Source organism: Pseudonocardia charpentierae (assembly GCF_031845345.1).
Taxonomy (GTDB): domain Bacteria; phylum Actinomycetota; class Actinomycetes; order Mycobacteriales; family Pseudonocardiaceae; genus Pseudonocardia; species Pseudonocardia charpentierae.
In genome coordinates this window covers 1-13,292 of record NZ_JAVREJ010000031.1, presented here as the reverse complement: position 1 = coordinate 13,292, position 13,292 = coordinate 1, and the positions used below count along the sequence as shown (strand labels likewise).

Below are 13,292 nucleotides of genomic sequence, written 5' to 3'. Positions count from 1 at the left end.
CCTCAAGGACAACGGTCGTTGTGTGCCGGGTGGCCGAGGTACTCGGCGCGGTGCAGGAGCATCGCCACCGCCATCGCGGGCAGCATCAGCAGATGCCCCCCGACGAGCATCTCCGCGGGGGTCAGCATGCCCAGCCGGAGCGGCAGGAACAGCACGACGAAGGGCAGGTACATCGCCGCAGCCATGGCGCCGGTCGCCGCCCAGCCGTGCCGCCGGTAGCGCATCCACGCTGCCATCGGAACAGTCATGTTGGTGGCCATGACCAGCGCCCCGAGCTCAGGAACGGCGAGCACGGCCTGCCAGCCCAGCGGGTCCAACGCCACGGACTCCGCGGGGCCCAGGATCATCATCCCGAGCAGCATCACCAGGACCATTTCCAGGAAGTGGCGTACGAAGCGCCACACGGCCGGGTAGGTCCAGGGGGAGCGGGGGGTCGTCATGGCGCGTCTCCTTTAGCGGGATCAGAACGACCGTCGGCTGTGGTACGGGACAGTGCACGCCGGTTTCCGAGCAGGATCTGGATGGCCAGAACGGCGCTGATGGCGGCCACGGCGACCAGGATCGGGCGCAGCGTCAGGTCCCAGGGCCAGGCCGGTCCGGACAGCTCCGGGTTCGTCGTGGGGTATTCCAAGGTCTTCGCCACCCAGCGGGCGGTGGCGACGTCGCGGGTGTGCGCGATGTCGTCGAGGGCGGCGTCGAAGGCGAAGCCCGGCCGGTCGTGCAGGTACACCGGCGCGAGGTGCCCGGGCAGGGGCAGCCCGGTGGTGACGGTCCGCCGCGCCGCGTCGGCGCCGGGCACTATGAGGTTATCCAGCCGTGGTGCAGCCGTGACAAGGTCGGCGCGTGGGACGAAGGTCAGCCCGTGCCGGGAGCGGATCGGCCGTCCGTCGACGGATACCGCGAGTGGCCGAGCGAGGTAGGAGAGCTCGGTGTAGGACCGGAACACCGAGGCCAGCTCGATCTCCCCGACGCCGTCGGTGAGCAGGACACCGGTGGTCGGCCGGTCCCACCGGTAGGCGGCGCTAAGCAGCCCGACGACATCAGGCGGTGCCGGCCGTACCCGTGGGATCAGTGCCGGCCGGTCGGGCACGTAATCAGGCCAGTTCACCTCCCGCGCCACTCGAGCTGCCATGTCCGGGCCCTGCATCCGTTCGACGACCCGCAGGGCGCCATCGATTCCGGATAGGACAGCGGCGGTGGTGATCACCTCGCCGTCGTCGACGAAGCGGACGCCGTCCTGCCACTGCACGCCCGGGTAACTCCGACGGAGCCCGATCAGACCCAACCAATTCGAGGTGGCGGGTCGGCCGTCGAGCACGCCGGCCGACGCCAGCACCTCGGCGCCGACGCACACGCTGACCAGCAGCGGCTCGCCCATTGCGCGCTGGCGCAGCAGCCACCGTTCGATCGGAACAGAGCTCGGCTCGCCGCTGTCGGGCAACTGCGGAATCACGATGACGTCCGGTGCTCCACCCAGTCGCTGCTCGAGCTCGTCGAATGTGAGGTCGGGGAGGATGTCCAAGCCGCCGGTCATGGGCAGCGGACGGCGTTGCGGGGCGACGGTGTAGACGTTGAACGCCTCCGTGCGGGCCAGCACCTCGTAGGGAGCCAGCGCATCCGCGACGTTCGCTCCCCACGACCCGAGCACGATCACCGCCGTCGGCCTGGCCAGGTCGTGTGCCGGCGCGGCGGCAGCATCGCGCGGGACCAGCGGCGCGTCGCCGCCGCGGAACGTGTAGACCTCACCCGCGGCGTCGGCGACCCCGATTGCGCCCACCACGACCACAGCCAGCGACCCGACAAGTACCGCGACGGTGACCCGCCCTACCGCCCGCAACCGCATGACCACCCGACCTCTGAGCTCGTGTCCCGGCGACCAGCTGGTCGACCTGCCCGGCCGACCGGTATTGCCGCTTCGCTGCGATGTTCGCGAGACGCGGGCTCGGCGGACCCGCCGGCGCGTCAGCGCGTCCGGTTTTCTGGGTTTCCTGTCTGCCAGTCGTCGTCGGCCGGCACTACCGTGGTGCCGTGGGCGGTCGGCGCGTCGTCGTGGTTGGGTACGACGGGATCGAGATGATCGATGTCGCCTGCGTGACCAGCGGGTTCGAGCACGCGAACCGGCTGGGCGCGGAACCGGTGTACGAGGTGGTGCTTGCGACGCCGGTGGGGCGGCCGGTTCGCAGCGACACCGGACTCGAGCTGCGCGGTCAAGGCCGTCTCGACACCATCACCGGTCAGATCGACACCCTGGTCGTCTCCGGTGGACTCGGCCACGAGGACGCCGCCGCCAACACCCGCCTGCTCGGGCAGGTCAAGCGCCTGGCTGCGACGTCCCGGCGGGTGGCGTCGGTGTGCACCGGGGCGACGGTGCTAGCTGCCGCGGGCCTGCTCGACGGCCGCCGCGCCACCACCCACTGGTATCACGCTGCCCGGCTGGCCGAGCGCTTCCCGCGGGTGCACGTCGACGCCGCGCCGATCTACATCCGCGACGGGACGGTGGCGACCTCCGGTGGCGTTACGGCCGCCCTCGACCTCACGCTGGCCTTCGTCGAAGAGGATCACGGCCCCGAACTGGCCCGGTGGGTGGCGATGGGCATGGTCACCTACCTGCAGCGCCCCGGAAACCAGGCGCAGATGAGCATGTTCACCAGCATCCCGCGACCCGATCAGGTCCTCGTCCGCCGCGTCGTCGACCACGTGGTCAGCCACCTCGACGCCGACCTCGGCGCGGCCAATCTGGGCGCGCTCGTCGGCGTCAGCGAACGACACCTGAGCCGGCTGTTCGCCCAGCACCTCGGCCGCACCCCCGCGAGGATGGTGCGCGACGCCCGGCTGGAGGCCGCCACGCGGCTTCTGGCCGACACACGCGAACCGCTGACGGCCATCGCCCGCCGCTGCGGCTTCTCCTCCGCCGAGGCGCTCCGTCAAGCATTCGTGGCGCAGTTCGGCATCCCGCCATCACGATTCCGGGTCGCGCACGCCGCGCACGCATGAGCCTCAGGCCCAGCATCGTTCGGGGTGCCGGTGACCGCCATCCGATGGACAGCCAGCGGATCGAGACCCACCGCGCCGCCACACGAACAAGCCTCGATGAGTCGCAGGCACCAAGATCAAACTCCTGAAGCGACTGATGTACGGACGCGCAGGCTTCGCCCTGCTCCGCCAGCGGATTCTGCTCACCTGACCGCCGACACCACCTCATCTGAGCAAGAGCCATTCTTTTGACCGACCCCCGCGTGGTCGGTGTGACCTTCCTGGCGTTTGCTGACCCGAACGGCGTCGTTATATCTGCCCGCATGCGCCCGCTGCCGGTCACCGGTTGAACGTCCCGCCGAGCTGTGCGGCGACGAGCAGCTGGGTGCGTAGTGAGCTGAGCCAAGTGGCGAAGCCGGCGTGCACGAAGTGCTCAATCCAGTGCTCCCGCTCGTCGAGAGCGCAGTCGAAGGTGGCGCACCACTCCACGAACGCCCGGTTCCCGTCGACGACCGGGGTGACGCGCAGCGTGGCCCGGTAGTCGTGGATGGGATATGGGACCGGATCGCAGAGCTGATAGGTGTAGCTGCGGTCGAGGTCGGAGTGGGCGAGCAGACGTTGCCGGATCGGTCGCTCCGGTGTGGTGACGCGGCGGATCCCGCCGACGGCGTCGCCGGGCCGTCCGTCCTCCATCTCGGCATCGGCGCCTGCCCCGGCCCAGGCGTATTCGTCGAAAGCTCGGATCGCGGCCCAGACCATCGACGCTGGCTGTTCGAGCACAGTGCTGTAGTAGGCCTTAGGCATCGCGGCATCTCCTCCTCGGGTCGGGGTGCGATGAGTCGGAGGCCCGCCGCACCGGAACTCCCTCCAGCCTGAGTCCTGTTCGTCGGTAGTGCTAGCGGGAATCGGACATCGCGCATCTTCGAGCGGCAGGGCCGCCGCTGCGTTACGGCGGCCGTCGCTCGCCGGCCGTCACTCCCCGCCGCGCCGAGTTCTCACCGCGGCGATGGGAGCATTTCACTGCCGAGGAGATCAGCGACCGCCTCGTCTGGCCGGCCGGCCGCGGTCGAGGCCGTCACGCGCGGACCACCTAGGGTGCCGACACTCGCGTGACATCGCGTCGGCCTGGCGCAACCCGACCGCGCGGCGGTTCGGGGGCCGCAGCCCTAGATCCAACCGCAAGCCCCTCGGGGAGGTCGAGGGCCGAACCCCGCCTTGCAAGTGTGGATTACTGCGACGGCTGATGGCTTCGCCGCTGTTGGCGGGCAGTCCCAACTGTCCGGACTCTCGCTTCGGTCAGCTCGTGGGGCTGGTCGCCTGGGGTGGGTGCCAGTCGAGGCAGACCGCGGTGGCGTCGTCGTTGAGTTCGCCGTTGCAGGACTCGGTGACCGCGCGGGTGAGGTGCCGGACGAGTTCGGGGGGCTCAAGGCCGGACTGTTCGGCGAGTATGGCGGCCACTCGGCGGTAGCCGAACTCCCGCTCACCGCGTCGGTGAGCCTCGGTGATCCCGTCGGTGAACAACAGCAGCCGGTCACCGGGATGGAGCTGGATCGAATGGAGCGGGTGCTGCGCCGCGTCCACGAGCCCGAGGGGCAGTCCGGGTGGGACGAGGAGTTCGCTGACCCCACCGTCGCGAAGCAGCAGCGGCGGTGGGTGTCCTGCGTTGAGGATCGTCGCGGCTCCGTTGTCGACGTCGAGCTCGAGAATCAGCGCGGTGACGAAGTCGGTACCGGGGAACTGCTCGACCAGGTGCCGGTTCGCCGCGGCGGCCTGCTCCTCGATCGGCCAGTGCGCGCGGCGGGCGTTGCGCATGGCCGTGACAGCCAGGCTGGCCAGCAGTGCCGCACGGATACCATGGCCGACCGCGTCGCTGACCGACACCGTCAGCCGGTGCGCACTGATGGCGTAGTCGAAGTTGTCCCCGCCGATGTCGTACGCGGGCTCGACCGTGCCGGCGATGGAGAACGCCGGCAACTCAAAGGCCAGGCTGGGCAGCAGCTCCCACTGGATCTCCGCCGCGAGCCCGAGTTCACGACGGCGCCGCAACATCTCGAACCGATCGGTGTAACGACGCGCCCCGGTCAACACGTACCCCACGATTCGGACGACGTCGTCGAGGAGCTCCCCCATCTGAGGATCCAGGTCATGGCCACTCAGGGTGACGGCGAGGACTCCGAGGCGCTCGGCGCGGATCGACACCGGCAGATACACCACCAGCGTCGGTCCGCCCACGCCGCCGGCGGAAGCCCCGACCGCTGCCGCGTCCCCGGGATGGTCGAGTGCGACGGTGACCCGGCGTTGCTCGCGGTAGGCCTCCCCCGCCGCGCTGTCCATCAGATCCTGCGGACGAACGTGTGCCAGGGCCGGACCACTCACGACCGGTTCCAGGCTGGCTTCGGCGTAGTCGGCCAGCAGCAGAACACAGGCCTGCGCCGACACGTGCCGGGCCAACCAGCCTGAGCAGACATCGACCAGTTCGCTGGGGGGCGCCTGATCCAGCTCCCGCAGCAGCGCCCCGACTCCTGGGCGAGCCACCGCAATCTCCTGAGTCACTTCGCTCACCCTGCCATCCACGGCAGTACATGCGTCACCACGCCGGACTGAGGTGACCGCAATGAAACCTCCGTCGGGATGGGCTCAGGCGCCGAGTCCGCCGAGACCCTCCAGCAGGAGGATCCGCTGTTCTCGGTCGCCGGCGCTGTGTGCACAAGGCGACCGCATCACACACGGCTGGCAGGTCACAGGAATCGACCCCTCCGCCACCGCGATCGCGAATGCCCACGCGGTTGCCGAGAACAGAGGAGCCCACGCGCGGTGGGTCGTCGCGGACGTCGTCGACCACCCTCTCGACCACCGGGCGTTCGACCTCGTCCTCGTGACCTACCTGCACCTGCCTCCCCCGCAGCGATCGGCGCTGCTTCGGCGGGCAGCCGAGGCCGTCGCCCCCGGGAGGACGGTCCTCGTCGTCGGTCACGACCTGTGCCACCTCACCGAGGGGCACAGCGGCCCGTTCGAACCCGCGGTGCTCTACGCCCCCGATGTCGTGGCCGCGGACCTCGCCGGGCTTCGCATCGTCGCCGCGCGCCGCGTCGAGCGGCCTGTCGATGTCGACGGGGTCGGCTGCGTCGACGTCGACACCCTGATGCGGCCACCCGGAGGTCGCGCGGGACTTCCTCCACCGGGCCGACGGCGGCCGGCTGCCGCCGAGCAGGGTGATGCGAGCCGCTGAACTGGCCGTATCCCAGATCGAGACGGGCCCGTTCGCCGTGGGCGACGTGCGGTCGCCTGACATCTGCGGTTCTCGACAAACGTCGCCGACTCGAACTCGCCGGAGCGGTCAGCGCCGGCTGACCGATCTTCGCGCTCGCCGACAACAGGCGTAGCCGATCACGAGACACACCCGCAGCCGCTGGCCGCCTTGGCCTTGACGGCGGTCGTGTCCGGGTCGACGGCCCGCTCGTCGGCGGTACAGCAGGCGTGCACGCCGCAGCAGGCGGCCGCGGCGGGCTTGCGCGCTCGGACACGCGACGTTCGGCATCGAGGTGGCCTGACTGTGCTGCGATCGCCTTCACGACGACCAACACCGAGTCCGCCCGCATCGCCTTCCGTACTAGCGAAGGATCGCAGCCATCGCGGTCGTCCCAGTCGCGGTTCCGGCCACGTCAACCGTCGCGCCGCAGACTATCCCGAGGTGTCTGAAGCGGTCTCGACGATCTGGCGGATCCTGCCCGTCCGGAGCTCCGGACCTCGAAGGCCTATGCAGCCTCTCATCGGCGTCGCCGCCCTCGCTATGTAGCCGCGCTTGCCGAGCGAGGGCGGAACCAATGCCTCGCCGCGCCCAGGCTTCTCCTGAGCACGATGCCCTTCGACCTTCACCTCAGGTCAGAAAGTGTCTATTGTCAGACAACATGCGGATTCTCTCGGTTGGCGGGACCGGCACCTTGGGCACGGCCGTGGGCGAGACACTTCGCGCGCGCGGTCACGAGCTCCTGACCGTGGGTCGCAAGTCCGGAGACTTTCAGGCCGACATGACCGATCCCACTGAGGTCGGTCGCGTCTTCGACGAGGCCGGCCCGCTGGACGCCGTGGTGTCGGCTGCGGGCAGCGTGCCCTACAAGCGCCTCACCGAGATGACGCCGGAGGACTACCTCAGCGCCTATCGCGGCAAGGTGGCCGGCCAGATCGAGCTGGTCCGTCAGGGCACCTCGCGCATCGCTGCGCGGGGCTCGTTCACTTTGATCACCGGGGTGCTGAGCCGTGAACCGATCGTGACGGGAAGCGCTGCCGCCCTGGCGAACGGCGCAGTCGAGTCGTTCGTCCTCGCCGCCGCGCTGGAGATCGCGCCGCAGCGGATCAACGCCGTGAGCCCCACCGTCTTCACCGAGAGTCTCGACCAGTACGGCGACTTCTTCCCCGGGTACCCACCGGTGCCGCTCGCCGAAGCGGCCCAGGCGTACGTGCGTTCTGTCGAGGGCGGCGAGACCGGCAAGATCTTCCGTCTGCCCGTGTAAGCCCGCTGCCACCTCGGGTCGACTCCGGCTCGAAGATCGTTGTGCGCGCCGCATGGAGCAGCAACTGTGGGACACTGCTGTAGATCGCCAGGCAATCTGCAGGAGTGGTGTCAGTGGGCATGCCGGACACAGCGGCCGTGACGTTGAGTGGTGGCGCGGTCGTCACGTCCACGAGGCGTGAGGAGGTGTCGTCGCGGATCCGGCGCGCTCTGCTCACCGGCGAGCTGCGACCGGGCCAGCGCATCAAGGAGGTCCACCTTGCCGAGGCGCTCGGCGTCAGCCGTCCCACCCTCCGGGAGTCGCTCCAGCAGTTGATCCACGAGGGATCTCTCGTCCAGGTGCCCTACAAGGGCGTTCACGTCGCACAGCCCACCGCCGAGGAGCTCCGCGACGTCTCCGAGGTCCGGATGCCGCTTGAGACGATGGCGGCGTTGCGCCTGGCACGTGACCCGCACGGGCCGGCCATGCGCGGAGTCCGGGAGGCGTTGGACGTGCACCTCGCCGCGATCGACTCCGGGGACGACCTCCAGGCTCACGTCACCCACCTCGCGTTGCACCAGGCGATCTGGGATTTCGCGGAAAGCCCGACGCTGCGCAAGATCTGGCCGCTGGTCGGTACCCAGGTCCAGATCGCGCTGACTCTGGACCAGGCGGTGCGGCACGATCCGGAACGCGACGCCGTGCTGCATCGTCGGCTGGTGCAGGTCATCGAGGAGGGCGACGAGGCGACGATCGTCGCTGAGGTCGAGGAGCACATCAGACGCAGCGTGGACGAGGTGCTGCGCCGCCTCACGTGACCCGTGGTGCACCGTCCGTCGCCATTGCGTTCCGGCCCTGCTGCAGGGCGAGCATCGCCAGGTGAAGCGACAAGCGGATCCGCGGCTGCTCCAGATCGCACTCCAGAACGTCCCGCAGCCGGGTGAGGCGTGCGTAGGCCGCAGGCCTGCTCAGATTGATCATCTCGGCGAAGGCCGTCATCCGGCCCCCGGCCTCCAGGTATGCGGACAGGGTGTCGAGCATCTGTCCGCGCATCCGGTCGTCCAGCCGCAGCAGGGGGCCCAACTGGGCGTCGATGTAGGACAACAGCCGCGGATCCGAACGCAGCTGCCACAGCAGCCCCCGCACGCCGAGGTCGGAGCTGCGCCACACCCGCGTGGGCGTCGGCGGTCCCGTCGCCGCCGCCACATCGACGACGAACGCGGCCTCGGCCAGGGCGGCCGACAGGTCCGAGAAGGCCGTCACCGGCGCGGCCGCGCCGGCCGTCGTGACGAACTCGCGAGGCAGCAGTTCGAGGATCCGCTCGGGCACTCCTGCTGCGGCTGTCCGTGACCGCAGGCCCAGGACCAGTCCCACGCGGCCGGACGCGAGCCGACCGACGATCACCGGTGTCTGCAGTGTGCGGGCCGCGGCGACCGCGGCTTCCAACAGCTCCCGGTCGTGCGGGTCCGCGGCGGCGCCGCCCACCACCACCGCGGTCAGGGTGCTGCCGGTGGGCAGCCCGAGCGCCCGGGCGCGGGCGCGCAGGGCCGGCTCGTCGAGCCTCGTGCTGTGCAGCAGGTCCTGCAGAAGCTCACCTTGCGCCTCCAGCTCCAGCCCGAGTGAATCGTCACCCAGCAGGCGGCCGATGGTCAGCGCGTCGGCGGCATGCCCGAGCACCATCGCCACGTCCTCGGCCACGTCGTCGCCCACCACCCGCCGGGGCACCACGAGCCGTCCCCAGCGGCGGCTCCGGGGCCCCACCGGAGCGGTCGTCCATCCCTCCGGCCCGGTCGCCGACGGTTCTGCCGCGGCGGACACCTGGCGCGACCGGGCGGTCCAGTCCTTGAGCAGCGTCGCAGCCGGGAAGTCGCCGGCGAACGACAGCGCACGGTGCGCGAGATCTTCGAGCACGACCGGGAACCCGGTCAGCGCAGCCGCCTCCGCCAGCACGCGGCTCACCTCGCCGCTCTCCACCGTCAGCGTCCGGAAGGCTTCATGGACCCGCTGGATGAACTGCATCCGGGCGTACTGGCTGTTCACGATCTGGGCGTGGACGATCTCAGTGACCTCGACGAAGCGCACTGCCCGGGCGAGCTCGACCAGCGGAAACCTCTCGGCGCGGGCCGCCTGGACGAGTCCGGTCGGCAGCGAGCGGATGTGCTGGCCCAACTCGATGACCAGTCCGACCGCGCCCGCGTCCCGTAGCGCGGCGACGTAGGCTGCCTGGTCGGTGCCCGGGTCGGCCACGGCCACGCCGATCGACAGAACGAGCTCGCCGCCCGACAGGGTCCCGGCCGGGTTGCGCTGCTCGCTGACATGTACCCATCGCACGGGCACGTCCAAGCCCGCCGACCCGGCGCGCACCCGGGGAGCTGCCTGCCTCAGCACGGGCAGATCCAGTACCTCGGCCAGCGTGGGGTACATGTCGAACCTTAACGGATTGTCAAGCTGGAGGTGAACGGCGATACACATCGTAGCGTGACTCCGCGGTGGCGTATCCGCACACTCATTTCCATGGCGACGATTACCACCGCAGCGACCACGAACGGCTCCGGCCTGCGCACCCTGCATCACTGGGTGGCGGGTTCCGACCGCGAGAGCTCGGGTGGCCGCTTCTCCGACGTGACGAATCCGGCGACGGGCGAGGTCACTGCGCGTCTTGCGCTGGCGTCCGAGGCGGATGTCGAGGCGGCCGTCGCTGCAGCGAAGTCGGCGTTCCCGGGCTGGCGCGACACCTCCCTCGCAAGGCGGACGCAGATCGTGTTCCGGTTCCGCGAACTGCTCAACGCTCGGGCCGGCGAGCTCGCCGAGCTGATCACGGCCGAGCACGGCAAGGTCCTGAGCGACGCGCGCGGCGAGGTCGCACGCGGCCAGGAGGTCGTCGAGTTCGCCTGCGGCATCGCGCACCTGGTCAAGGGCGGCTTCACCGAGAACGCCTCGACCAAGGTCGACGTGTCGTCCATCCGGCAGCCGCTGGGTCCGGTGGCGATCATCAGCCCGTTCAACTTCCCGGCCATGGTGCCGATGTGGTTCTTCCCCATCGCCATCGCCGCCGGCAACACCGTGGTGCTCAAGCCGAGTGAGAAGGTGCCGTCGGCGGCCCTGTGGCTGGCCCGGCTCTGGACCGAGGCAGGCCTGCCCGACGGGGTGTTCAACGTGCTCAACGGCGACAAGGTGGCCGTCGACGGTCTGCTCACCCACCCCGACATCAAGTCGGTGTCGTTCGTCGGCTCGACCCCGATCGCCCGCTACGTCTACGAGACCGGCACCGCGCACGGCAAGCGCGTGCAGGCGCTGGGCGGGGCGAAGAACCACATGGTGGTGCTGCCCGACGCCGATCTGGACCTGGCGGCCGACCAGGCGATCAACGCCGGGTTCGGCTCCGCAGGCGAGCGCTGCATGGCCATCTCGGCCGTGGTCGCCGTCGGCGAAATCGCCGACGACCTGGTGGACCGCATCGCCAAGCGAGCGGTCAGCCTGCGCACCGGCGACGGCCGGCGCAGCTGCGACATGGGCCCGCTGGTCACGGCCGCGGCACGCGACCGGGTCGCCGGCTACGTCGACGCCGGTGAGGCCGAGGGTGCGACCCTGGTGGTCGACGGCCGCGGGATCACCGCGGACGCCGACGGCGAGGGCTACTTCGTCGGCCCGACCCTGTTCGACAACGTCACCACGGACATGTCGATCTACACCGACGAGATCTTCGGCCCGGTGCTGTCGGTCCTGCGCGTCGCGACCTACGACGACGCCCTCGAGTTGATCAACGCCAACCCGTATGGCAACGGCACCGCGATCTTCACTAACGACGGCGGCGCCGCGCGGCGGTTCCAGAACGAGGTCGAGGTCGGCATGGTCGGCGTGAACGTGCCCGTTCCGGTGCCGATGGCCTACTACTCCTTCGGCGGCTGGAAGAACTCCCTGTTCGGCGACACCCATGCCCACGGCACCGAGGGCGTTCACTTCTTCACCCGCGGCAAGGTTGTCACCTCACGCTGGCTCGACCCCAGCCACGGCGGCATCAACCTGGGCTTCCCCCAGAACGTCTGACCACCCTCCCCCACCGAGCCGAACGAGGAGCTGAAGATGACCACCGCCATCGAGGAGTACCCGGCCGGTGTCCCGGACGAGACCACATCCAGGGCCGCCGACCACCTGTGGATGCACTTCGCCCGCCAGGGCCGCCACCCCGAGGTTCCCGTACCTGTCGTGACCCGCGGCGAGGGCGCCTACATCTGGGACAACCGCGGCCGCAAGATCCTCGACGGCCTGTCCGGCCTGTTCGTCGTGCAGGTCGGGCACGGCCGCCGCGAACTGGCCGAGGTCGCCGCGAAGCAGACCGCCGAGCTGGCCTACTTCCCCGTGTGGGGCTACACCACCCCCGTGCAGGCCGAGCTCGCCGAGCGGCTGGCGACCCTGGCCCCCGGCGACCTGAACCGGGTCTTCTTCACCACCGGCGGCGGCGAAGCCGTCGAGTCGGCATGGAAGGCCGCGAAGCAGTACTTCAAGCTGATCGGCAAGCCGCTCAAGCACAAGGTCATCAGCCGGGCGGTCGCCTACCATGGCACCACTCACGGGGCCATGGCCATCACCGGCCTGCCGAACATGAAGAAGGACTTCGAGCCGGTCGCACCAGGCGGATTCCGGGCACCCAACACGAACCTCTACCGCCACCCGGAGTTCGCCGACGATCCCAAGGCCTTCGGTCAGTGGGCCGCGGACCGGATCGAGGAGGCGATCCTGTTCGAAGGCCCGGACACCGTTGCCGCGGTGTTCCTCGAGCCGGTGCAGAACTCCGGCGGCTGCTTCACCCCGCCGCCCGGCTACTTCGAACGCGTCCGCGAGATCTGCGACCGCCACGACGTGCTGCTGGTCTCCGACGAGGTCATCTGCGCCTTCGGCCGGCATGGCGCGACCTTCGCGTGCGAGAAGTTCGGCTACACCCCGGACATCATCACCTGCGCGAAGGGCATGAGCTCGGGCTACGGCGCGATCGGGGCGATGATCGCCTCGGAGAAGGTGATCGAGCCGTTCCTGCGCCCCGGCGTGGCGTTCCCGCACGGCTACACCTTCGGCGGGCACCCAGTAGCCGCGGCGCTGTCGCTGGCGAACCTGGACATCATGGAGAACGAGCGGCTCAACCAGCGTGTGCTGGACAACGAGGCGGCGTTCGGCGCGACCCTGGGCAAGCTGCTGGACCTGCCGATCGTCGGTGACGTCCGCGGCGACGGCTACTTCTGGGCCGTCGAGCTGGTCAAGGACAAGACCACCCGCGAGACCTTCGACGCCGCCGAACGCGAGCGACTGGTCCGGGGGTTCCTGCCCGGGGCGCTGTTCGACAACGGCCTGTACTGCCGGCCCGACGACCGCGGCGACGTGGTCGTGCAGGTCGCGCCGCCGCTGATCTGCGGCCAGGCCGAGTTCGACGAGATGGAGCAGATCCTGCGCCACACCCTGACCGAGGCGCAGGGACTGCTCTGACGCCCGGGTTAGTCGGACCTGGGCACACACTTGCGAACGGTAGGAGACACATCATGAGCACGCTCGTCGTCGGAGTTCCGAGCGAGATCAAGGACAACGAGAAGAGGGTGGCACTCACCCCGGACGGCGTCACGGAGCTGGTGCACAACGGCCACCAGGTCGTCGTGCAGACCGGAGCCGGCATCGGATCCCGGTTCCCCGACGACGAGTACGCCACCGCCGGCGCCAAGATCCTCCCCACCGCCGACGACGTGTTCGCCGCGGCCGACCTGATCGTCAAGGTCAAGGAGCCGGTGCCCGCCGAGTACCACCGCTTCCGCCCCGGCCAGCAGCTCTTCACCTACCTCCACC

General features: G+C 69.9%; 11 protein-coding genes and 1 pseudogene. 7 read left to right on the top strand and 5 right to left on the bottom strand.

From position 1 onward, the window contains the following. Positions 1 to 2: 2 nt before the first annotated feature. Together RM445_RS28180 and RM445_RS28175 are read right to left on the bottom strand one after the other, a co-directional pair. Positions 3 to 440, bottom strand: a complete 438-nt coding sequence (locus RM445_RS28180) for a hypothetical protein (RefSeq protein WP_311559904.1) — start codon at positions 438 to 440, stop codon at positions 3 to 5. Further along, on the bottom strand, positions 437 to 1,843 hold the full coding sequence (locus RM445_RS28175; RefSeq protein WP_311559903.1) for a DJ-1/PfpI family protein: 1,407 nt from the start codon (positions 1,841 to 1,843) through the stop codon (positions 437 to 439). The genes RM445_RS28180 and RM445_RS28175 overlap by 4 nt, the downstream gene beginning before the upstream one ends. Before the next feature lie 185 nt (positions 1,844 to 2,028). Between RM445_RS28175 and RM445_RS28170 the strand changes: the two genes are divergently transcribed. Continuing rightward, entirely contained in the window at positions 2,029 to 2,994 is a 966-nt protein-coding gene (locus tag RM445_RS28170) for a GlxA family transcriptional regulator (RefSeq protein WP_311559902.1), read from the top strand. A 318-nt stretch (positions 2,995 to 3,312) separates the two neighbouring features. Here RM445_RS28170 and RM445_RS28165 read toward each other — a convergent pair whose 3' ends face one another. Both RM445_RS28165 and RM445_RS28160 read right to left on the bottom strand, forming a co-directional pair. Further along, on the bottom strand, positions 3,313 to 3,777 hold the full coding sequence (locus RM445_RS28165) for an SRPBCC family protein (protein ID WP_311559901.1): 465 nt from the start codon (positions 3,775 to 3,777) through the stop codon (positions 3,313 to 3,315). 492 nt (positions 3,778 to 4,269) lie between these two features. Further along, entirely contained in the window at positions 4,270 to 5,508 is a 1,239-nt protein-coding gene (locus tag RM445_RS28160) for a PP2C family protein-serine/threonine phosphatase (RefSeq protein WP_311559900.1), read from the bottom strand. A gap of 79 nt (positions 5,509 to 5,587) precedes the next feature. On the opposite strand from RM445_RS28160, the gene RM445_RS28155 reads away from it, so the two are divergent. The 3 genes from RM445_RS28155 (at position 5,588) to RM445_RS28145 (ending at position 8,281) form a co-directional block, all read left to right on the top strand. Further along, positions 5,588 to 6,202: a class I SAM-dependent methyltransferase gene (locus RM445_RS28155; protein WP_311559899.1), complete on the top strand. Its 615-nt coding sequence runs from the start codon at positions 5,588 to 5,590 to the stop codon at positions 6,200 to 6,202. A gap of 595 nt (positions 6,203 to 6,797) precedes the next feature. Beyond that, positions 6,798 to 7,484, top strand: a complete 687-nt coding sequence (locus RM445_RS28150) for a short chain dehydrogenase (RefSeq protein ID WP_311559898.1) — start codon at positions 6,798 to 6,800, stop codon at positions 7,482 to 7,484. Positions 7,485 to 7,603: 119 nt separating this feature from the next. Continuing rightward, positions 7,604 to 8,281 (top strand): GntR family transcriptional regulator, encoded by a 678-nt coding sequence (locus RM445_RS28145; protein ID WP_311559897.1) that lies wholly within the window; start codon positions 7,604 to 7,606, stop codon positions 8,279 to 8,281. On the opposite strand, the gene RM445_RS28140 is transcribed toward RM445_RS28145, so the two are convergent. Continuing rightward, positions 8,274 to 9,887 carry a PucR family transcriptional regulator gene (locus RM445_RS28140; protein WP_311559896.1) on the bottom strand — a complete coding sequence of 538 codons (1,614 nt, stop codon included), beginning with the start codon at positions 9,885 to 9,887 and terminating at the stop codon, positions 8,274 to 8,276. The two genes, RM445_RS28145 and RM445_RS28140, sit on opposite strands and share 8 nt — an antisense overlap. 90 nt (positions 9,888 to 9,977) lie before the next feature. On the opposite strand from RM445_RS28140, the gene RM445_RS28135 reads away from it, so the two are divergent. From RM445_RS28135 to RM445_RS28125, 3 genes and pseudogenes are all read left to right on the top strand, one after another. Continuing rightward, positions 9,978 to 11,510 (top strand): CoA-acylating methylmalonate-semialdehyde dehydrogenase, encoded by a 1,533-nt coding sequence (locus RM445_RS28135; RefSeq protein WP_311559895.1) that lies wholly within the window; start codon positions 9,978 to 9,980, stop codon positions 11,508 to 11,510. Between the two features lie 36 nt (positions 11,511 to 11,546). After that, the gene (locus RM445_RS28130; RefSeq protein ID WP_311559894.1) at positions 11,547 to 12,941 is read left to right on the top strand and encodes an aspartate aminotransferase family protein; all 1,395 of its coding nucleotides are present in this window, start codon (positions 11,547 to 11,549) and stop codon (positions 12,939 to 12,941) included. 53 nt (positions 12,942 to 12,994) lie between these two features. Continuing rightward, positions 12,995 to 13,292, top strand: a pseudogene (locus RM445_RS28125) (alanine dehydrogenase); the annotation flags it as partial.

Bases quoted from the DNA above. Each gene is read 5' to 3' on its own strand.
- RM445_RS28180 (WP_311559904.1), bottom strand. From the start codon at position 440: ATGACGACCCCCCGCTCCCCCTGGACCTACCCGGCCGTGTGGCGCTTC.
- RM445_RS28175 (WP_311559903.1), bottom strand. From the start codon at position 1,843: ATGCGGTTGCGGGCGGTAGGGCGGGTCACCGTCGCGGTACTTGTCGGG.
- RM445_RS28165 (WP_311559901.1), bottom strand. From the start codon at position 3,777: ATGCCTAAGGCCTACTACAGCACTGTGCTCGAACAGCCAGCGTCGATG.
- RM445_RS28155 (WP_311559899.1), top strand. From the start codon at position 5,588: ATGAAACCTCCGTCGGGATGGGCTCAGGCGCCGAGTCCGCCGAGACCC.
- RM445_RS28150 (WP_311559898.1), top strand. From the start codon at position 6,798: ATGCCTCGCCGCGCCCAGGCTTCTCCTGAGCACGATGCCCTTCGACCT.
- RM445_RS28145 (WP_311559897.1), top strand. From the start codon at position 7,604: ATGCCGGACACAGCGGCCGTGACGTTGAGTGGTGGCGCGGTCGTCACG.
- RM445_RS28140 (WP_311559896.1), bottom strand. From the start codon at position 9,887: ATGTACCCCACGCTGGCCGAGGTACTGGATCTGCCCGTGCTGAGGCAG.
- RM445_RS28135 (WP_311559895.1), top strand. From the start codon at position 9,978: ATGGCGACGATTACCACCGCAGCGACCACGAACGGCTCCGGCCTGCGC.
- RM445_RS28130 (WP_311559894.1), top strand. From the start codon at position 11,547: ATGACCACCGCCATCGAGGAGTACCCGGCCGGTGTCCCGGACGAGACC.